This window comes from Lysobacter sp. Root667 (assembly GCF_001427715.1).
In the GTDB taxonomy this organism is placed as follows: domain Bacteria; phylum Pseudomonadota; class Gammaproteobacteria; order Xanthomonadales; family Xanthomonadaceae; genus Lysobacter.
Genome location: NZ_LMHF01000009.1, coordinates 1 through 18132, shown reverse-complemented (window position 1 = coordinate 18132; position 18132 = coordinate 1). Strand labels below are relative to the sequence as shown.

22 protein-coding genes are annotated in these 18132 nt (G+C 62.6%); 11 read left to right on the top strand and 11 right to left on the bottom strand.

Going from position 1 to position 18132, the window contains the following annotated elements; genetic code table 11:
• Positions 1 to 10 precede the first annotated feature (10 nt).
• Positions 11 to 289: a hypothetical protein gene (locus ASD78_RS03755; protein WP_056098486.1), complete on the top strand. Its 279-nt coding sequence runs from the start codon at positions 11 to 13 to the stop codon at positions 287 to 289.
• A gap of 218 nt (positions 290 to 507) precedes the next feature.
• Complete coding sequence (locus tag ASD78_RS03750) at positions 508 to 942, top strand: VOC family protein (protein ID WP_056098484.1); 435 nt, start codon at positions 508 to 510, stop codon at positions 940 to 942.
• 46 nt (positions 943 to 988) lie between these two features.
• Here ASD78_RS03750 and ASD78_RS03745 read toward each other — a convergent pair whose 3' ends face one another.
• Positions 989 to 2302 (bottom strand): MFS transporter, encoded by a 1314-nt coding sequence (locus tag ASD78_RS03745; protein ID WP_056098481.1) that lies wholly within the window; start codon positions 2300 to 2302, stop codon positions 989 to 991.
• Positions 2303 to 2455: 153 nt separating this feature from the next.
• Between ASD78_RS03745 and cyoA the strand changes: the two genes are divergently transcribed.
• From cyoA to ASD78_RS20495, 9 genes are all read left to right on the top strand, one after another.
• Positions 2456 to 3508: a ubiquinol oxidase subunit II gene (gene cyoA / locus ASD78_RS03740; RefSeq protein ID WP_056098479.1), complete on the top strand. Its 1053-nt coding sequence runs from the start codon at positions 2456 to 2458 to the stop codon at positions 3506 to 3508.
• Positions 3509 to 3654: 146 nt separating this feature from the next.
• Positions 3655 to 5634, top strand: a complete 1980-nt coding sequence (gene cyoB / locus ASD78_RS03735; RefSeq protein ID WP_200944133.1) for a cytochrome o ubiquinol oxidase subunit I — start codon at positions 3655 to 3657, stop codon at positions 5632 to 5634.
• Positions 5627 to 6256: a cytochrome o ubiquinol oxidase subunit III gene (gene cyoC / locus ASD78_RS03730; RefSeq protein ID WP_055909320.1), complete on the top strand. Its 630-nt coding sequence runs from the start codon at positions 5627 to 5629 to the stop codon at positions 6254 to 6256. The genes cyoB and cyoC overlap by 8 nt, the downstream gene beginning before the upstream one ends.
• On the top strand, positions 6253 to 6645 hold the full coding sequence (cyoD, locus tag ASD78_RS03725; RefSeq protein ID WP_055909322.1) for a cytochrome o ubiquinol oxidase subunit IV: 393 nt from the start codon (positions 6253 to 6255) through the stop codon (positions 6643 to 6645). Before cyoC ends, cyoD begins: the two co-directional genes overlap by 4 nt.
• Positions 6642 to 7445, top strand: coding sequence for an SURF1 family protein (locus tag ASD78_RS03720; protein ID WP_056098476.1), 804 nt, complete (start codon positions 6642 to 6644; stop codon positions 7443 to 7445). The genes cyoD and ASD78_RS03720 overlap by 4 nt, the downstream gene beginning before the upstream one ends.
• Entirely contained in the window at positions 7420 to 8766 is a 1347-nt protein-coding gene (locus ASD78_RS03715; RefSeq protein ID WP_082575417.1) for an ATP-binding protein, read from the top strand. Before ASD78_RS03720 ends, ASD78_RS03715 begins: the two co-directional genes overlap by 26 nt.
• Positions 8756 to 9292 (top strand): response regulator transcription factor, encoded by a 537-nt coding sequence (locus ASD78_RS03710; RefSeq protein ID WP_056098471.1) that lies wholly within the window; start codon positions 8756 to 8758, stop codon positions 9290 to 9292. The genes ASD78_RS03715 and ASD78_RS03710 overlap by 11 nt, the downstream gene beginning before the upstream one ends.
• 241 nt (positions 9293 to 9533) lie before the next feature.
• Entirely contained in the window at positions 9534 to 9944 is a 411-nt protein-coding gene (locus ASD78_RS03705) for an OsmC family protein (protein ID WP_056098468.1), read from the top strand.
• A 555-nt stretch (positions 9945 to 10499) separates the two neighbouring features.
• Positions 10500 to 10793 (top strand): hypothetical protein, encoded by a 294-nt coding sequence (locus tag ASD78_RS20495; protein ID WP_156087569.1) that lies wholly within the window; start codon positions 10500 to 10502, stop codon positions 10791 to 10793.
• A 280-nt stretch (positions 10794 to 11073) separates the two neighbouring features.
• On the opposite strand, the gene ASD78_RS03695 is transcribed toward ASD78_RS20495, so the two are convergent.
• From ASD78_RS03695 to ASD78_RS21390, 10 genes are all read right to left on the bottom strand, one after another.
• Positions 11074 to 11844 carry a hypothetical protein gene (locus tag ASD78_RS03695; protein WP_162250125.1) on the bottom strand — a complete coding sequence of 257 codons (771 nt, stop codon included), beginning with the start codon at positions 11842 to 11844 and terminating at the stop codon, positions 11074 to 11076.
• Positions 11845 to 11985: 141 nt separating this feature from the next.
• Complete coding sequence (locus ASD78_RS20490) at positions 11986 to 12555, bottom strand: hypothetical protein (RefSeq protein ID WP_156087567.1); 570 nt, start codon at positions 12553 to 12555, stop codon at positions 11986 to 11988.
• 35 nt (positions 12556 to 12590) lie between these two features.
• Positions 12591 to 12941: a hypothetical protein gene (locus tag ASD78_RS20485; RefSeq protein ID WP_156087566.1), complete on the bottom strand. Its 351-nt coding sequence runs from the start codon at positions 12939 to 12941 to the stop codon at positions 12591 to 12593.
• Positions 12942 to 13054: 113 nt separating this feature from the next.
• A complete protein-coding gene (locus ASD78_RS03685; protein ID WP_156087565.1) occupies positions 13055 to 13510 on the bottom strand; it encodes a hypothetical protein in 456 nt (151 codons plus the stop codon).
• Positions 13511 to 13726: 216 nt separating this feature from the next.
• Entirely contained in the window at positions 13727 to 13999 is a 273-nt protein-coding gene (locus tag ASD78_RS20480) for a hypothetical protein (protein WP_156087564.1), read from the bottom strand.
• Positions 13996 to 15057 carry an RHS repeat-associated core domain-containing protein gene (locus tag ASD78_RS03680; protein ID WP_056098459.1) on the bottom strand — a complete coding sequence of 354 codons (1062 nt, stop codon included), beginning with the start codon at positions 15055 to 15057 and terminating at the stop codon, positions 13996 to 13998. Before ASD78_RS03680 ends, ASD78_RS20480 begins: the two co-directional genes overlap by 4 nt.
• 180 nt (positions 15058 to 15237) lie before the next feature.
• Positions 15238 to 15438, bottom strand: a complete 201-nt coding sequence (locus ASD78_RS03675; RefSeq protein ID WP_056098456.1) for a hypothetical protein — start codon at positions 15436 to 15438, stop codon at positions 15238 to 15240.
• A gap of 128 nt (positions 15439 to 15566) precedes the next feature.
• Positions 15567 to 15893 carry a hypothetical protein gene (locus tag ASD78_RS19810; RefSeq protein WP_082575415.1) on the bottom strand — a complete coding sequence of 109 codons (327 nt, stop codon included), beginning with the start codon at positions 15891 to 15893 and terminating at the stop codon, positions 15567 to 15569.
• A 263-nt stretch (positions 15894 to 16156) separates the two neighbouring features.
• A complete protein-coding gene (locus ASD78_RS20475; RefSeq protein ID WP_156087563.1) occupies positions 16157 to 16630 on the bottom strand; it encodes a hypothetical protein in 474 nt (157 codons plus the stop codon).
• Positions 16627 to 17244 carry an RHS repeat-associated core domain-containing protein gene (locus tag ASD78_RS21390; protein ID WP_235566460.1) on the bottom strand — a complete coding sequence of 206 codons (618 nt, stop codon included), beginning with the start codon at positions 17242 to 17244 and terminating at the stop codon, positions 16627 to 16629. The genes ASD78_RS20475 and ASD78_RS21390 overlap by 4 nt, the downstream gene beginning before the upstream one ends.
• Positions 17245 to 18132 lie beyond the last annotated feature (888 nt).

Here is an 18132-nt window from a genome sequence, read left to right as displayed (position 1 = left end):
CGTGGCCCGAATGCTACTGCTGCTTGCGATCTGCCTGTTGAGCGGCTGCTCCCTGGGCGAGGGCACCGTCGCCGCCGACGTCGTCAGGCTGTACCCCGGCTGCCAACTGGACAAGCTCAACGAGACGCATCCGCTGGCTGCCGACAGCGAACAGATCCTGGCCAAGTTCACCTACACCTGCAAAAACGAATCGCACCTGCGCTACGGCAACCTCGTCTACCGCAAGGGCATGGATACCGGCGTCACCATCTATTGCTGCGCGCGCGAGGCCACGCCCGAGGAGATCTGAGCGCCGCGGTCGACCGCGAAACTCGGGAGTACGAGCGGGTATCCACGGATCGTCTTGTACTGCCTGCGACTTCGCAGTCCCAGCCATCGCGCCGCACTGCGTCATCCCAGATGTGTCGTGTAGCGCTCTGACAACGGTTCGGACTGCCCCGCGGGTCCATACACAATTCGTTGCCGACCCCGATGCTAGGTTCGGCGCTCCTCACTTCGGAGCGCAGCATGGAAACCCAGCGCATTCACCGTGGTCGCCTGATCGATCACATCCAACTGGTGGTGAAGGACCTCAAGGCCAGCCAGGGCTTTTACGAGGCCGTATTCAAGGTGCTCGACGTGCCCATCGGCGGCACCGGCGACGATTTCTTCTGGGCCGACGAACTGTTCGTCTCCACCGCCGACAGCGAGGCGGCGCAGGGCGAGCTGACGGGACGCCACCATCTGGCCTTCCAGGCCAAGGACCGCGCGACCGTGGACGCCTTCCACAAGCAAGCGCTCGCCAACGGCGGTCAGGACAACGGCGCGCCCGGCGAGCGTCCTTACCATCCGGGCTACTACGCCGCGTTCGTGATCGATCCGGACGGCAACAATATCGAGGCGGTCCATCACGGCGAAGGCGAGCGCAGCGCCGCTTCGGTGACGGTCGACTTCAAGGCCTAGCAGAACGAGACGTGCCGCGTCGCGGCCGGCCGGGAGCCGGCCGCGCTCAGCTCTTGTAGTTGAACGTCCGGTTGATGCCCAGCGCGGCGAGCGTGCCGATCGCGCCCGACAGCAGATAGGCGCCCAGCCAGGCCAGGCCGAACTGCGAGCACAGGCCCAGGGCGACCAGCGGCGCGAACGCGGCGCCGATCAGCCAGGCCAGATCGGAAGTCAGCGCGGCGCCGGTGTAGCGGTAGCGCCGGCCGAAGTTGGCCGTAACCGCGCCCGCCGCCTGGCCGTAGGACAGGCCGAGCAGGGCGAAGCCGATCAGGATGAAGGCGTCCTGGCCCATCGAACCCGCGCCCATCAAGGTGGGGGCGAAACCGCTGAACATCGCGATCACGATGGCCAAGCCGCCCAGGGTGCGGGCACGGCCGACGCGGTCGGCGATCAGGCCGGACACGACGATGCCGCCGGCGGCGATGAAGCCGCCCAGGATCTGCACCATCAGGAAGCCGACGATGGACTGCTCCGAATACAGCTTGATCCACGACAAGGGAAAGATCGTCACGATGTGGAACAGCGCATAGCTGGCGAGCGCGGCGAACGCGCCGACCACCACGTGCTGGCCCTTGGCGCTGAACAGCTCGCGGATCGGCGTGGGCTCCAGCTCCAGCTCGCCCATCTTGTCCTGGTATTCCTCGGCCACGACCAGGCGCAGCCGTGCGAACAGCGCCACCACGTTGATCGCGAACGCGACGAAGAAGGGGTAACGCCAGCCCCAGCTCAGCAGATCCTGCTCGCCCAGGTTCGCGTACAGGAACGCGAACACGCCCGAGGCGACGATGAAGCCGACCGGCGCGCCCAATTGTCCGAGCATCGCGTACCAGCCGCGGCGTTCCTTCGGCGTGTTGAGCGCCAGCAGCGACGGCAGGCCGTCCCACGACCCGCCCAAGGCGATGCCCTGCAGCACGCGGAAGAACGCCAGCAACGCGATCGACAACCCACCCAGGGTGCCGTAACCCGGCAGGAAAGCGATGCCCGCCGTGGCGGTGCCGAGCAGAAACAAAGCCACGGTCAATTTGACGCCCCGGCTCCAGCGCGTCTGGATCGACATGAACAGCACCGTGCCCAGCGGACGCGCCAGGAACGCCAACGCAAAGATCGCGAAGGACCACAGCGTGCCCTGCAGCCGATCCAGGAACGGGAAGAACACCGACGGAAACACCAGCGCCGAGGCGATGCCGTAGACGAAGAAGTCGAAGTATTCGGACGCGCGCCCCACCACTACGCCGACGGCGATTTCGCCGGGAGCGACATCGGCATGCGCCTTGGCGCCGTGGTCGTGCGAGGAAGCGGTGGGGCCGGGAACGGTAGCCATCTGGGGGTGCGCGTCGACTTCAGGCAGGGATAGTTCGAGCCTAGGCTGACAGAGGCGGAGGCCCGAAGCGATAGGACAAAACGTCCAATACTCGTGAATGGGCGCGCGGACTACATTGATGCGCATCAAATAAGACTCCGCCCCAACCCCCTCATGCCCATCGCACGCAGACTCCTGCAAGCCGCAGCGCTGCTGGCCGCCGCCAGCCTGCTTTCCGGCTGCAACCTGGTGGTGTTCAACCCCGCTGGGGACATCGCGGCCCGCCAGGGCCAGCTGATCATCGCGGCGACGGTGCTGATGCTGATCGTGATCGTGCCGGTGATCGCGCTGACCTTCTGGTTCGCCTGGAAGTACCGCGCCTCCAACCGCAGCGCCACCTACACGCCGGACTGGGACCATTCCACCCAGCTGGAGCTGGTGATCTGGGGCGTACCCCTGCTGATCATCATCGCGCTGGGCGCGATCACCTGGATCAGCACCCACCTGCTCGACCCCTACCGTCCGCTCGACCGTATTGCGGCGGGACGCCCGGTACCCGCGCAGCTCGAACCGCTGGATATCCAGGTGGTGGCGCTGGACTGGAAGTGGCTGTTCCTCTATCCGAAGGAAGGCGTGGCCTCGGTCAACGAAGTCGCGGTCCCGGTCGATCGGCCGGTCCGCTTCCACATCACCGCGTCCTCGGTGATGAACACCTTCTACGTGCCGCACCTGGCCGGAATGATCTACGGCATGCCGGGCATGGAAACCCAGCTCAACGCCGTGATCAACGCGCCGGGCGAGTACGAAGGCTTCTCCGCCAACTACAGCGGCGCGGGCTTCTCGCACATGCGCTTCAAGTTCCACGGCATGTCCAATACCGACTACGACACCTGGATCGCCGGGCTGCGCGGCAGCAAGCAGTCGCTGACGCGTTCGGCCTACCTCGAACTGGAGAAGCCGAGCGAACGCGAGCCGGTGCAGCACTACACCAACGTCGACAGCACGCTCTACAGCGCCATCCTCAACCGCTGCGTCGATGCCGAGCGCCTGTGCATGGACCAGATGATGGCGCTGGACGCGGGCGGCGGCCTCGGCCTGGAAGGCCTGAACGCGCTGGCGATGCCGCGTCGCGGCGACCCGCGCCTGGGCGCGTACGTCTCTGCGGACGTGTGCACCGTCGACCAGCCGCCCCTGTCGCCCCTGGCGGCCGGCATGAAGGCGCCCTGAGGCGCCCGCTCCTACGAGCCCGCTCCGACGAGCCCGCTCCGACGAGCCTGCCCCGACGAGCCCGTTCTACGAGCTGCACGACGCCCCGTATCGTTACTGGAAGTTTTCCGATGTCCCTCGAAAGCGGCACCATACCGACCTCTCCGATCTTCGGACGCATGACCTGGGACGCCGTGCCCATGCTGCACGAGCCGATCGTCGCCGCGACCTTCATCGGCACGGTTCTGATCGGCCTGGCCTTGTTCGCGGCGATCACCAAGTACCGGCTGTGGGGCTACCTGTGGAAGGAGTGGTTCACCAGCATCGATCACAAGAAGATCGGCATCATGTACATGGTGCTAGGCCTGGTGATGCTGCTGCGCGGCTTCGCCGATGCATTGATGATGCGCCTGCAGCAGGCGATGGCTTTCGGCGACAACCTCGGCTACCTACCCCCTCACCACTACGACCAGATCTTCACCGCGCACGGCGTGATCATGATCTTCTTCGTGGCCATGCCCCTGGTCACGGGCCTGATGAACTACCTGGTGCCGCTGCAGATCGGCGCGCGCGACGTCGCCTTCCCGTTTCTGAATAACTTCAGCTTCTGGATGACCGTCAGCGGCGCCGTGCTGGTGATGATGTCGCTGTTCTTCGGCGAGTTCGCCGCCACCGGCTGGCTGGCCTACCCGCCGCTGTCCGGGGTCGCCTTCAGCCCAGGGGTCGGCGTCGACTACTACATATGGGCGCTGCAGATAGCCGGCGTCGGCACCCTTCTGTCGGGCGTGAACCTGCTGGTGACCATCATCAAGATGCGCGCACCCGGCATGGGTCTGATGAAGATGCCGGTGTTCACCTGGACCTCGCTGTGCACCAACGTGCTGATCGTGGTGTCGTTCCCGGTGCTGACCGCCGTGCTCGCGCTGCTCGGCCTGGACCGCTACGCCGGCACCAACTTCTTCACCAGCGACCTCGGCGGTAACGCCATGATGTTCGTGAACCTGATCTGGATCTGGGGCCACCCGGAGGTCTACATCCTGATCCTGCCGCTGTTCGGCGTGTTCTCGGAAATCGTGTCCACCTATTCCGGCAAGCGCCTGTTCGGCTACTCCTCGATGGTCTACGCGACGGTCTGCATCACCGTGCTCTCGTACCTGGTGTGGCTGCACCACTTCTTCACCATGGGCTCCGGCGCCAGCGTCAACTCGTTCTTCGGCATCACCACGATGATCATCTCGATCCCGACGGGCGCGAAGATCTTCAACTGGCTGTTCACCATGTACCGCGGCCGCATCCGCTTCGAAGTGCCGATGCTATGGACCATGGGCTTCATGGTGACCTTCGTGGTCGGCGGCATGACCGGCGTGCTGCTCGCGGTGCCGCCGGCGGATTTCGTGCTGCACAACAGCCTGTTCCTGGTCGCGCACTTCCACAACGTGATCATCGGCGGCGTGGTGTTCGGCCTGTTCGCGGCGATGACCCATTGGTTCCCCAAGGCTTTCGGTTTCAAGCTCGACGACTTCTGGGGCAAGGTCTCGTTCTGGTTCTGGCTGGCCGGCTACTGGTTCGCGTTCACCCCGCTGTACGTGCTGGGTCTGATGGGCGTGACCCGCCGCATGAGCCACTTCGACGACCCCTCGCTGCAGATCTGGTTCCAGATCGCCGCGTTCGGCGCGGTCCTGGTCGCCATCGGCATCGCCGCGTTCCTGATCTGCATCTACGTCAGCTTCCGCAAGCGCGAGCAGCTGCGCGACCTCACCGGCGACCCCTGGAATGCCCGCACCCTGGAGTGGTCGACATCCTCGCCGCCGCCGGAGTACAACTTCGCGTTCACCCCGGTGGTGCACGACAACGACGCCTGGTGGGACATGAAGCAGCGCGGCTTCCAGCGCCCGACCTCCGGCTTCCTCGCCGTGCACATGCCCAGGAACACGCCCGCGGGCGTGGTGCTGGCGGCCCTGAGCACCGCCTGCGGTTTCGCCCTGATCTGGCACGTGTGGTGGCTGGCCGCCGCATCGCTGCTGGGGATCGTGGCCTACGCGATCTACAACAGCTTCGATTACGACCGCGACTACCACATCCCCGCCGAAACGGTCGCCGCGACCGAACAGGCGCGCAGCGCCCAGCTGAAGGCTTCCCATGTCTGAGTCCATCGCCCTGACCCGCGAAGATGGTTCGCCCGTGTTCCTCGACACGACCGGGCACCACCATCCTCAGAACGGAACGCTGTTCGGCTTCTGGCTGTACCTGCTCAGCGACCTGATGATCTTCGCCTGCCTGTTCGCCACCTACGGCGTGCTGGGGCGCAGCTACGCCGCCGGCCCTTCCGGCGCCGATCTGTTCGAGCTGCCGCTGGTCGCGCTCAACACCGCGATCCTGCTGCTGTCGTCGATCACGTATGGCTTCGCGATGATCGCGATGCAGAAGCGCAACAAGACCGGCATGATCCGCTGGCTGGTGCTGACCGGCCTGCTCGGCCTGGGCTTCCTGTCCGTCGAAATCTACGAGTTCGCCCACCTGATCCACCTGGGCGCCGGCCCGCAGCGCAGCGCCTTCCTGTCGTCGTTCTTCGCCCTGGTCGGCACCCACGGTCTGCACGTGCTGTTCGGCGTGATCTGGCTGACGGTGCTGTGCGTGCAGGTGCAGCGCCACGGCCTGACCCGCGCCAACAGCCGCCGCATCGCCTGCCTGTCGATGTTCTGGCATTTCCTCGACGTCGTCTGGATCGGCGTCTTCACCTTCGTTTACCTGATGGGAGTGCTGCCATGAGCCAGCACGAGACGCACGATCGCCACGACGACCAGCTCGAAGACGGCATCCCGCACGTTTCGGCGCGCGACTATCTCACCGGCTTCGTGCTGTCGGTGGTGCTGACCGCGATCCCGTTCGGCCTGATGATGGGCAAGGTGATCCCGAGCCCGGGCCTGGTCGCCGTCGTGCTGCTGGCGTTCGCCGCCGTGCAGGTGGTGGTGCACATGGTCTACTTCCTGCACATGAACACCCGCTCGGAAGGCGGCTGGAACGTGCTGGCGCTGATCTTCACCGTGGTGTTGGTGGTGATCGTGCTGTCGGGTTCGCTGTGGGTGATGCACCACATGAACTCGAACATGATGCCGGGCCTGCACGACATGCAGGAAATGATCAAGAACGCGCCGTGAGCGATCGGCGGCACGCAGCGGTCGAGCAGGCACGCGGCCGTCGTCCGCTGCAGCTGGCCGTGTTCGCTTCCGCGCTGCTCGTCGCCTGCGCGGGCTTCCTGGCGCTGGGCGTGTGGCAAGTCCAGCGCATGGCCTGGAAGCACGATCTGATCGCGCGCGTCGAAGCGCGTCTCACGGCCCCGCCCGCTGCCCCACCTGCACGCAAACAGTGGGCCGCGGTCACCGGGGAACGCGACGGCTACCGCCGGGTGCGCCTGTCCGGGCGCTTCCTGCCCGCGCTGGAAGCGCGTAGCCAGGCCGTCACCGAGCTGGGCGCGGGCGCCTGGGTGCTGGTCCCGCTGCGCACCGACGGCGGCGACTACGTGCTGGTGAACCGCGGCTTCGTGCCCGCGCAGGAGCAAGCCGCAGCGCCGCCCGCCGGCCAGGTGCAGGTCGAGGGCCTGCTGCGCATGAGCGAACCCAGGGGCGGCTTCCTGCGCAGCAACGATCCGGCCCACGAGCGCTGGTACTCGCGCGACGTCGCCGCGATCGCGCGTGCGCGCAAGCTGCCCGGCGACGCGGTCGCGCCCTACTTCGTCGATGCCGTGCGCGGCCCGGCCGACCCCGCTTGGCCGCGCGGCGGCCTGACCGTGGTCAAGTTCCGCGACCACCACCTGTCCTATGCGCTGACCTGGTTCGGCCTGGCCGCGCTGAGCCTGGTCGCGGGCTACCTTCTGTTCGCTTCGGAGCGTCGTTTGCGGCAAGATCGTGCGCAGCGAGGAGGCTCCCCCGGTCATGCAAGCCCGATCCAGAGTCCTTGAGGCCGCCGCGGACACCGCGCTTCGCAGCCTCGGCGTGAACGGCGCCCAGGACCGCACCGGCCTGCGCAACATGCAGCAGTTGATCCAGTTGCGCTGGATCGCGGTAGTCGGCCAGGTCGTCACCATCTTCGTCGTCCATTACGGCATCGGCATCGCCCTGCCGCTGGGCACGATGTGCGCAGTGCTGGCGGCGCTGGCCGCGTTCAATCTCGGCAGCCAGCAGTGGTGGAAGCGGCGTGCGCACGTTTCCAACCTCGCCCTGCTGGTCGGCCTGCTGGTCGACGTGGTCTCGCTGAGCATCCAGCTCTACCTCAGCGGCGGCATTACCAATCCCTTCGTCTTTCTCTACCTGTTGCAGGTGGCGCTGGGTACCGTCCTGCTGCGCTCCCCGGCCAACTGGATCCTCGCCGCCGCGGCCGGAGTGTGCTTCACCGCCCTGGCGGTGTTGCCGACGCCGCTGCACATCGCGGCCGATCCCGGCAACGGCCTGGCCGACCACTACGTGCAGGGCCTGCTGATCTGCTTCCTGCTGGTGGCGGCGCTGCTGGTGGTGTTCATCACCCGCATCGGCCGCATCCTGCGCGAGCGCGACGCGCGCCTCGCGGAACTGCGCCAGCGCGCCGCCGAGGAAGAGCACATCGTGCGCATGGGCCTGCTCGCATCCGGCGCCGCGCACGAACTCGGAACACCGCTGTCGACGCTGTCGGTCATCCTCGGCGACTGGCAGCACCTGCCCAGCATCGCCTCGGAAACCGAACTGCACCACGACGTGGCCGAAATGCTGGCGCAGGTCGCGCGCTGCAAGTCCATCGTCACCAACATCCTGCTGTCCGCCGGCGAAACCCGCGGCGAGTCGCCGGTCGAAACCACCCTGCACGAACTGCTCGACGACCTCGCCGACGAATGGCGTGCGGCGCGCACGCCGGCCGCGTTCGAATACCAACGGCGCTGCGAGGACGACCCCAGCATCGTCTCCGACGAGGGCCTGCGGCAGATGGTGTTCAACGTGCTCGACAACGCGTTGGAGGCCTCGCCCGCCTGGGTGGCGCTGGACGCGGATTGCCGCGACGGCGAACTCGTCATCCAGGTCAGCGACGCAGGCCCAGGCTTCTCCGCCGACATCCTCGAACGCCTGGGCACGCCCTACAACAGCAGCAAGGGTCGTCCCGGCGGCGGCCTGGGCCTGTTCCTTTCGGTCAATGTCGCCCGTACCCTGGGCGGCAGGCTCACGGCACGCAACCGGCCGCAGGGCGGCGCGGTGGTCACCGTGACGCTCCCGCTGTCGGCCATTGCCCTCGAGGAGCACGGCGATGACGAATGAACGCAGGCTGCTGATCGTCGAAGACGACACCACCTTCGCCCGCACCCTGGTGCGCTCGTTCGAACGGCGCGGTTATCTGGTGCGCCACCTGCCCGGCGAAGCGGGGCTGCCGGGCCTGCTGGAGGAATTCCCGCCCACCCACGCCGTGGTCGATCTCAAGCTGGCCGCCAACGCCTCCGGCCTGTCCTGCGTCAAGCACCTGCATGCGTTCGATCCCGACATGCTGATCGTGGTGCTGACCGGCTACGCCAGCATCGCCACCGCGGTCGAGGCGATCAAACTGGGCGCGCGTCACTACCTGGCCAAGCCTTCCAACACCGACGACATCGAGGCCGCGTTCCAACGCGCCACCGGCGATGCCGAGGTCGAGCTCACCGGCCGCACGACCTCGATCAAGACCCTGGAGTGGGAACACATCCACGAGGTCCTCGCCGAAAGCGACTTCAACATCTCCGAAGCTGCACGCCGGCTCGGACTGCATCGGCGCACCCTGGCGCGCAAGCTGGAGAAGCGGCGCATCAAGTAGGCGCGGCGTAGCGGCCAGCCCGGACAAGAACCCGAACGACGCGCGGTTCGACCTGTATCGACGCCTCTTGGCGCGCGAGCTGGACGAGCGGCGGCTCAGGCGATCGCGCTGTACGGCACGCCTGCGGCCTCATCGTTCGACTCCTGGGATTGAACGTGCGGCCGGAGCGGCTGGTGCCGGCCACAGCACGGCCCTAAGGTCTGTGTCGGCGGTATCGATGCCGCAAGCCCTCAGGAACGCCATGACCGTCGCGACCGTCCACGCCAGCACCCAGTCCGCGCCCTACGCGGTGACCTTTCTCGACGACGCCGGCCACCGCTGGCAGGCCGATGAGCCGGCCGACCTGGGCGGCGGCGACACCGCGCCCACGCCCGAGCGCCTGCTGCTGTCCAGCCTGGGCGCCTGCACCGCCATCACCGTGCGCATGTACGCCACGCGCAAGCAGTGGCCGCTAACCGGGGTCGAGGTCGCCCTGCGCTTCAACCCCGACGGCAAGCCGGCCGCGGGCACCGACATCGAACGCAAGATCACCTTGCAAGGCGAGCTGTCGGACGAACAACGCGAACGCCTGCTGCAGATCGCCAATGCCTGCCCGATCCACAAGGTGCTGACCGGCGAGGTGCGGATCGCAACGGCTTTGCGGATGCGCTGAGGGGTCAACACGGCGTATTTGTCTCGCGGATCAGCGCGACGCCGTGCCATAGCTGAATGCGACCGTGACTCGGCTGCGCGAGATATCGGGCCTCAGCGATGGGCTGACATGCCTTGACGGAAAGCCTGATGCGCCCGAGGCAGGCTTAACAGTGCGCCATTCCTCACAGCGCCCCCTGATCCGCCAGAGGGCCAATCCGTCGGACAGGGCGGTCCCGGGCGATCCTCCCAATCAACACCGGGCGACTAGCGAGTCGTCTATGCGTCAAAAGATGAGAAGAAAAGATCTTTTTCGCATCGAAAATTCATCAAAAAATGAGCATCTGTAACAAAAGTGCGCTTGACGCCCTTGATTAAAGTTGCTCCAGCGGGAGCAGGGATCGGCTGACGCGGCCGGCCCCCTCCTCGACGTGGGTACGGCCACCTGTTCCCTGCCAGTTGTCGCTGGCGCTTCGCGGTTCGAAGCAGCGTGGCGATTTCCGTCCGAAGGTCGGCTAGCGACCAAAGCGATGCTCGACGGCTCGATCGTCAAGCATGACGCCCAACAGGAAAGCCCATGCTTACCCCAACTTCAAGCAACCACATCGGCGCGCCAACAGAGCGCTCAAGCGACCTCTATCGCGTTTATTTCGAGGTCGGAGACCCCGGCGTCGCGAGGGAAGTCATAGTCGGTTTCCTGACGGCTCGCAGTCAAGATGACCCACGTTCTCCATTCTCTGATGCCTTGTTGAGAAAGTACCGCCAAGGATACGAAGTCGGCGTCAGCATGAAGCTGATTCCACAGCTGGTGAGAGAACTGGCCGCTCATAATGTGGCCGTCTATCAGGTTGCTTGTATCAATAGACTCTAGCGACCTTGCCGCATCGGGCGGGCGCGGGCGAGCCTCCACCCCGAGAAGGCCGGCCCGTTCGACGGAGCGGCATAGGATCAAGGCGATCTCGTCTTCCTATACATGCACCCAATCGACATCCAGCGCCTGTAGGAACGTGCGGTCGCCGACGCCCCATGGCGGTCGGCCCAGTCGCCTCCGATGGCCAGATTCAACAGGATGTGCGCCGGTCCGGCCGGCTGCCGTCGTTGTCGTGAATCCAGCGGGCTGCCCAGGTGGCCGGGTTCGATGTAGTGCAGTTTCAGGGTCGCATTGGCGCCCACCAGCAGACCCACCGGTAGGCTGTCCATCCAGATCGCTTGCTGCAACGGCTTACCGTTGTAGTCGTAGTCGCCCAGCCATTGACCCGACTCGTCGTAGTGTGCGTGCTGGCGCTGGTAACAGGATGGGTCGCCTTCACGCGCTCACCCAAAGCGTTGTACTGATAGCTTCTCATCACCGTGCCGCCCTGCCGCACCTGGGTGAGCCGATCCAGGTCGGTGTAGTCGTACTCCTTGGCACCGCCGTCAATGGAGACGGTGTTGCCGGCGCCATCGTAGGTCCGCGCCTGACCACCCACCGAAGTCAGGCGATGGCTGGTGCTGGGGTAGGTCAAGTTGGTCGTGGTGACTCCGTGCAACAGGCTGGTGCGGTGGCCGGTGGCGTCGTAGGTGTAGGTTTCGATGGCCGTTGCGGTGGGACCGTCGCGCAGTACGGTCAGACGGCCGAGGTTGTCGTAGTCGTAGCGCGCGAGGAACGCGCTCTGCAGGCCATCCTTGAGTTCGGTCAGCTGGCCGGCCGCGTCGTAACCGCAGTGCAGCGACAGGCCGCCGCTGGCGTTGTCCTGGATCGTCTGGGCGCGGTAGTCCAGGTCGTGGCTGCGCGACAGGGTGCGGCCGTTGCCGTAGACCCAGCCGACCGCTGGGCCGAACGAGGTGCAGCCGGCTGCATCTTTGGTTTCGACTTGGCCGAAGCGGTCGTAGCAGTAGCGCAGCGCGACGCCGAAGTTCTTGTTGGTTCCAGTTAAACGCACACCGAGCAAGTGGACCGCGCAAGCACTCAGGCAAAGAACACGCTGCGGCTAATACAAAAAATCCCGCGTAATGCGCGGGCTTCCGTTTTTCATCCGACGCCATTCGCTGCTCGGGTGATATCGCCTTGCAGCCTCAATCTATCACTTGCCCTTCGGCTTGACTGGTACAGCGGACACATGACACGCAACCACGTTGTTGGCCAAGCGAATGGCTGCCGCTTCAGTGTCGGCATCCTTCTCGTCATAGCCGATGCTGACGCGGTTATTGCCGGCGTTTTCAAAGTCGGAGACGAGGACGAAACTATCGAATCGATCGTGGCCGATCTGGATGCGCCTGGGCGGTGAGGTCGCGGGAACATCCTTGAGCACTGTGCCGGGGAGCATGCCGAATTTCCCGACGCCAATTTTCAGTTTCATCCCACCTTCCACGGTGATCTCGCCCCCCGATGGATAGTGGGGACCCGGCGGCCCGCTACGAAGTAGCGCGTCCCAGACGCCTTTGTACCTGACACAGACGCCGAAGAAGGGACTTAGCGGAAACAGCTCGCCGTCAATCGAAAGCAGATCCGGATTATTGGCCGGCAGAGCTTTGGAGGGCGAAGCTTTGGAGGACGAATTAATTTCAACGGATTGGCTTTCTCCTGAAGAGGAACCGCATCCCGCAAGCATACAAACGACCAACAAAGTGCACGACAAGGTTATCTGTTGCATCCGCAAGCCTCCCGATTGCCCTTTTTCAGCCGGAACTATTTGTAGCCAACGACATCAATCACCTTTAACGTATTTTTGTCGACCAGATATTTTGCGCCACCCCCAGTCAAATTTACGCCCTTTATCCTCTTCCTAACAAAAACCACAACGAATACAGCTTCGCCCTCACTTACGCCGACTGCATAGTTCTTCACATCTGTTACGTAATCAGCATATTTCCATTTATCCCCTTTTGACCTTAACCCCTTGAGATGCCCATCAAAATCCGACATTGCTACCTGAGCGGCTTTAAATATACCGGGCGAACCCGCACCCTCCCCAGCCACGACTTGTAGAGAAGCGAACAATAAAAATGCAGACAAAAAGTAACCGGCAATATTTTTCATAGTCCAAACACCCTGTTGCGGGCGCGAAGAGCGACGGCCCTGAAAGGAAACTTCAGCTCCTCAGCTAGCTGAGGTTTTTCTCCAGTACCCCTTTGATCCTCGCGTAGCGCAGCTCATTGCGTTTCACGCTGACTGCCCGGGGCAAGCTTCCGCTGAAGCTCCCAGCATTCACGGTTGTTACGCCCGCCCAACTCGAAGCAACGAGACAGGGCCGCTGAGAGCCGCCCATCCTGGTCCGAAATGGGTGACGGCTGTAGTTGCGCGAACTCCAGCAACAAAGTCACATTGACGGTCAAATTACCTGTTTGGGCGGCCTCAGCGAGAAGTAGCGGCCCAACGCGCGCGCCGTTCTTGTCCAACAAATAGTCGAATCGTGAGGACGACGGCCGCCGATGCTCCAATTCCCAGACGACTATTCGGACCTGAATGTCTGGCGGCAGCGTCTGGAACTGGGCCCGGGCCTGCTCCAGGCTCATGCCCTCCAAATTCCGCAGCTCCTTTGGCTTCCCACCCGAACATGCAGACACAGAGATGACGGCGAGGCACAAAGAGAGGATCGCGGCTTTCATTTTTTGCATTCGCAGCCTAAGCCATTAGCGTTGAGATCCGCATTTACACGTCTGCCAAATTCGTCTGGCTCCAGCTCCATGGGGTGATTGGCATACCCCATTATCGACCCAAGGACATGATCTGCATAGTAAATAAATCCACCGCAGCTCGTGTACTACGTGAGCATGGTTTATCTCATGAATGTGATTGCCCTCATTTAACGCCACAACACCCGTTTAGTTGCAGCCATTGATCTGAACTGGCGGTGCAGCAAAGAATAGCAATGACGCCGCGTAAGAAAAAACAACCCCGCCCAAAGCTCGCTTAAAGGTAACTCGCCCAACACCGCCAAGGAGCCAAAGCGAGATCAATACAGCCACTAGCACATCAAACGCATAGAACACAGAAGAGCTCAACTCGCCCGGACGGAATTTCGATAGCAATGCGAATATCCCGACGTGCAGAAACACAAAGATCACACGCGATGAAGAAATAAATTCTGGTTTCATTTTTTTGCCCCCCAACCACGTTTAACAATTTTCAGTCCATTTTTCTTTCCAGACTGAGCGCCCATGAACGACTCCATACTTCTCGATGCACCACCAACCGTGAATGCATGTGACAAGCCAGAAAAACGATCAGAAGAGAATCTCGCGGCAGAAGTGGAACTGGATGCACAATCCATAAATTGCCAAGTCCCGGTTTCGTTTGCACTACGCGTCAGCGCTATCTCTTCTTCTATCGTTGTATCTATCAAATAGAGCGTTACCTTCGGACCATCCTTTAGTTGAAATGCTACAAATTTCTCAATATTTGCTAGCTCGCCTTCAATCAGGGCGGAGCTACCGCCTTCGGTAAAACTTCCATTTGGATCATATAACGAAGGCTGCCCATGTGCCCCGCCATGTGAGGTCCAGTACCCCACATGGCCGATCGCATTATGATTAATGACAAAAACCGTCAGCAACCCCAACGGATCAATTGAAGCAATCGGACGGCTTGCTACGTAAGGATATGTTGCCGGGCCGTCGATGCCCCCTAAGGGATCGCTCTGCACATACCGCCCACTCCCCGCATCGTAATCCCGGAAGTAGTTGTAGTTCAGCCCCGTCGCCGCATCAAAGCGCTGCCCCGGGAAGCGCATATCGAACACGAAGTTCGTGCTGTCCAGATCGGGATCCTGATTCGGCGGGCTGTTGCCAAAGGCCTCGCCCTGTAGCGCCCAGGTCCAGATGGCGACATCGCGGCTGCGGTCGATGACGGCGCGGGGGGTGCCCAGGTGGTCGGGCTCGATGTAGTGCAGTTTCTGGTTGGCGCCGGCGCCGGCCAACAGGCCGACGGGAAGGTCGTCGAGCCAGATGGCCTGTTGCAGGACGGCGCCGTTGTGGTCGTAGTCGCCCAGCCAGCGGCCGGATTCGTCGTAGACGGTGTAGGTGTTGACCGCCGGCGTGCCGCCGCTGCCGTCGGGGTTGCCGGTCGTGCCCGGGATGGTCGATACCACACGCTCGCCCAGAGCGTTGTAGGTATAGCTGCGCACGATGGCGCCGCCCTGCTGGACGCTGCTCATGCGGTCGTCTTCGGCGTAATTGAACTGCTTCGCCGAGCCGCCGATGTTGGTGGTGTTACCGACGCCGTCGTAGGTGCGTGCGATGCCGCCGGCCGCGTTCAGGCGTTGGCTGCTGCCGGGATAGGTGAACGCGGTGGTGATGCCGCCGTGCAGCAGGCTGGTGCGGTTGCCGGTGGCGTCCTAGGTGTAGGTCTCGATCGGAATGCCACTGTCGTCGCGCAGGATCGTCAGGCAGCCGAGGTTGTCGTAGTCGTAGCGCGACAGAAACGCGCTCTGCAGGCCGCCCTTGAGTTCGGTCCGCTGGCCGGCGGCGTCGTAGCCGTAATGCAGCGACAGGCCGCCGCTGGCGTTGTCCTGGATGGTCTGGGCGCGATAGTCCAAGTCATGACTGCGCGAGAGGGCGCGGCCGTGGCCGTAGGTCCGGCCAGGGCCGGATCGAACGGCACACGGCCGACTTGGTTGCGCAGTACAAAAGTAATCTGACTTCTATTGGCTCGCACTTCATAAATTCACCTAAACAAATCCAACCCAAGCAAATAAGCTACTTCTTTAGGATTGCTTCTGCTGCACCTGACCATGAGATCACAATAATCGCCAACCGTCCTTATCACCAGTTGCTCAGATTCAAATTCATCTTGAACCGACCGATCCGCAACGTCATGGATATCATTGTCGATTTTATCGATCTCATTCTCTTTGAAATCCGAAACGAACGAAGCAACCAGCTCAATACCAAATCTATCTCCCAGACTCACGCTTCCAGGTATTGCAAAAATGCTCCGTACTCTTTCCAGAGCCCTCTCTCGAACCATGCTCTCATTAATCACCGACGCCATGTCAACACCCTCCAGGTGGTCGGGCTCGATGTAGAAATTTCCGCTGTACTAAGCACTCATGCCCGTCGTCTGACTGTCGCGCGCGCCAACTAGAAAACAACCCTATGTGCGCCCGCACGCCTCCCCTCTTTCAAGACGAATTCACCATTTCGAACATAACCCAACTTATCAGTGTCACCCCCCTGGAGTTCCCACATCGAAATGAGCTTAGCTGGAGACCGATCTCATCTTTATTCTGCCAGTTGAGCGATCCAGCGCCCCCCCTAATAAGCTCGGTGCTCACTTCCACCCAGGGACGCCTCGCCTAGCAACTCTTGTCCATACCTCCTGCAAAGCTCATCGCTCTCGCTCTTTGCTAAGGAATGACAACGCTTGATTGCCGCCTCAACCCTAGCCGGATCCAGTTTCTCACGCGAAGTCGGCGGCAATCGAGACAGTGATTTTAGAATTGACACCTGCACCATATAGCCTTTGGCCTCGTTCGCAGCATTGAGCAACGGGCTCGCCACGGCCTCAGGACTTTCATGCAGAATGAATTCAAATCGCGAGGCAACAGGCCGCTTTTGGGAAAGATCCCATACGTACACATCCACTTTCTCCTGCGCAGGCAGCTCGCGGAATCGAGCAAACGCCTCTTGCTCTGGCATGTCGCTAAGTTGCCCCTCTATTCGACACGCCTTGTCAGAGCAACAACTCGTCAGAAGCAGCGCACATACGAGCAAAAAGAATTTTTTCATAGCACGCACTCCCCGCAGTTAAGCCCATTCTTTAGGAGATCATTCTGAATTCCATCTCCAATCCGGAAAGCCTCTCGCTCTAGCCCAATCCCATCGTATCCCTTGCCGTTAGTAGCCCAGTCTGTGAGATAAATCGAATAGAAATCGTGCACACCAAGTCTGCGGTATTGCATTGTATGCACAATCTCATGCCCCAGCAGGCCGACACCATATGTAGCCTGAGCCGCGGGGTCTATGCCATTTGGCACATCCTTAACAACATACACATCATACCGATACGTCTGCGCGTGCACGTGACTATCAGGCGTGAGATTCCAAACTAAGGCGCCGACATTCGGTTTAGCAGACAAGCCAGTAGTTACATCAATTCGGCTTAGGACTTCGGTTGGGAAGTAGTTCGCCAAGAAATTGAACTCACACTGCGTCAATGAACGGAGACCGTTAGGGTCCGCCCTAGAGATCGGTGAGCCATCTGCATACGCGTAAGAAGCCATGCCACCGCCCAAGCCAATCGGATCCGATTGCACATACCGCCCGCTGGCCGCATCGTAATCCCGGAAGTAGTTGTAGTTCAGCCCGGTCGCCGCGTCATACCGCTGCCCCGGGAACCGCATATCGAACACGAAGTCCGTGCTGTCCAGATCCGGGTCTTGATTCGGCGGGCTATTGCCGAAGGCCTCGCCCTGTAGGGCCCAGGTCCGGATGGCGACGTCGCGGGTGCGGTCGATGACGGCGCGCGGGGTGCCCAGGTGGTCGGGTTCGATGTAGTGCAGTTTCTGGTTGGCGCCGGCGCCGGCGAGCAGGCCGACCGGAAGGTCATCCAGCCAGATCGCTTGCTGCAGGACGGCGCCGTTGTGGTCATAGTCGCCCAGCCATTGGCCGGATTCGTCGTAGATCGTTTGGRTGTCCGTTCCGCCGGTGAACACTTGAGTAGCGCGCACGCGCTCGCCGAAGCCGTTGTACTGATAAACCGCCTGGGTTAGCCCGCCGACGTCGATCTGGGNTGTCCGTTCCGCCGGTGAACACTTGAGTAGCGCGCACGCGCTCGCCGAAGCCGTTGTACTGATAAACCGCCTGGGTTAGCCCGCCGACGTCGATCTGGGTTAGACGGTTGAGACGGCCGTAGATGAAGGTCTTGCCATTCATGCCCGTGGTATTGCCCGCAGCATCGTAGCTGCGCGCGGCACTCCCCATAGCGCTGAGCTGATGGCTGCTGGACGGGTAGGTGTAACTGGTAGTTACGCCGCCGTGCAGCAGGCTGGTGCGGTTGCCGGTGGCGTCGTAGGCGTAGGTCTCGATCGGCACCGCGCTGGGGCCGTCGCGCAGGATGGTCAGGCGGCCCAGGTTGTCGTAGTCGTAACGGGCCAGGAARGCGCTCTGCAGTCCGTCCTTCAACTCGGTCAGCTGGCCGGCGGCGTCATAGCCGTAGTGCAGCGACAGGCCGCCGCTGGCGTTGTCCTGGATCGTCTGGGCACGGTAGTCCAGGTCGAGGCTGCGCGACA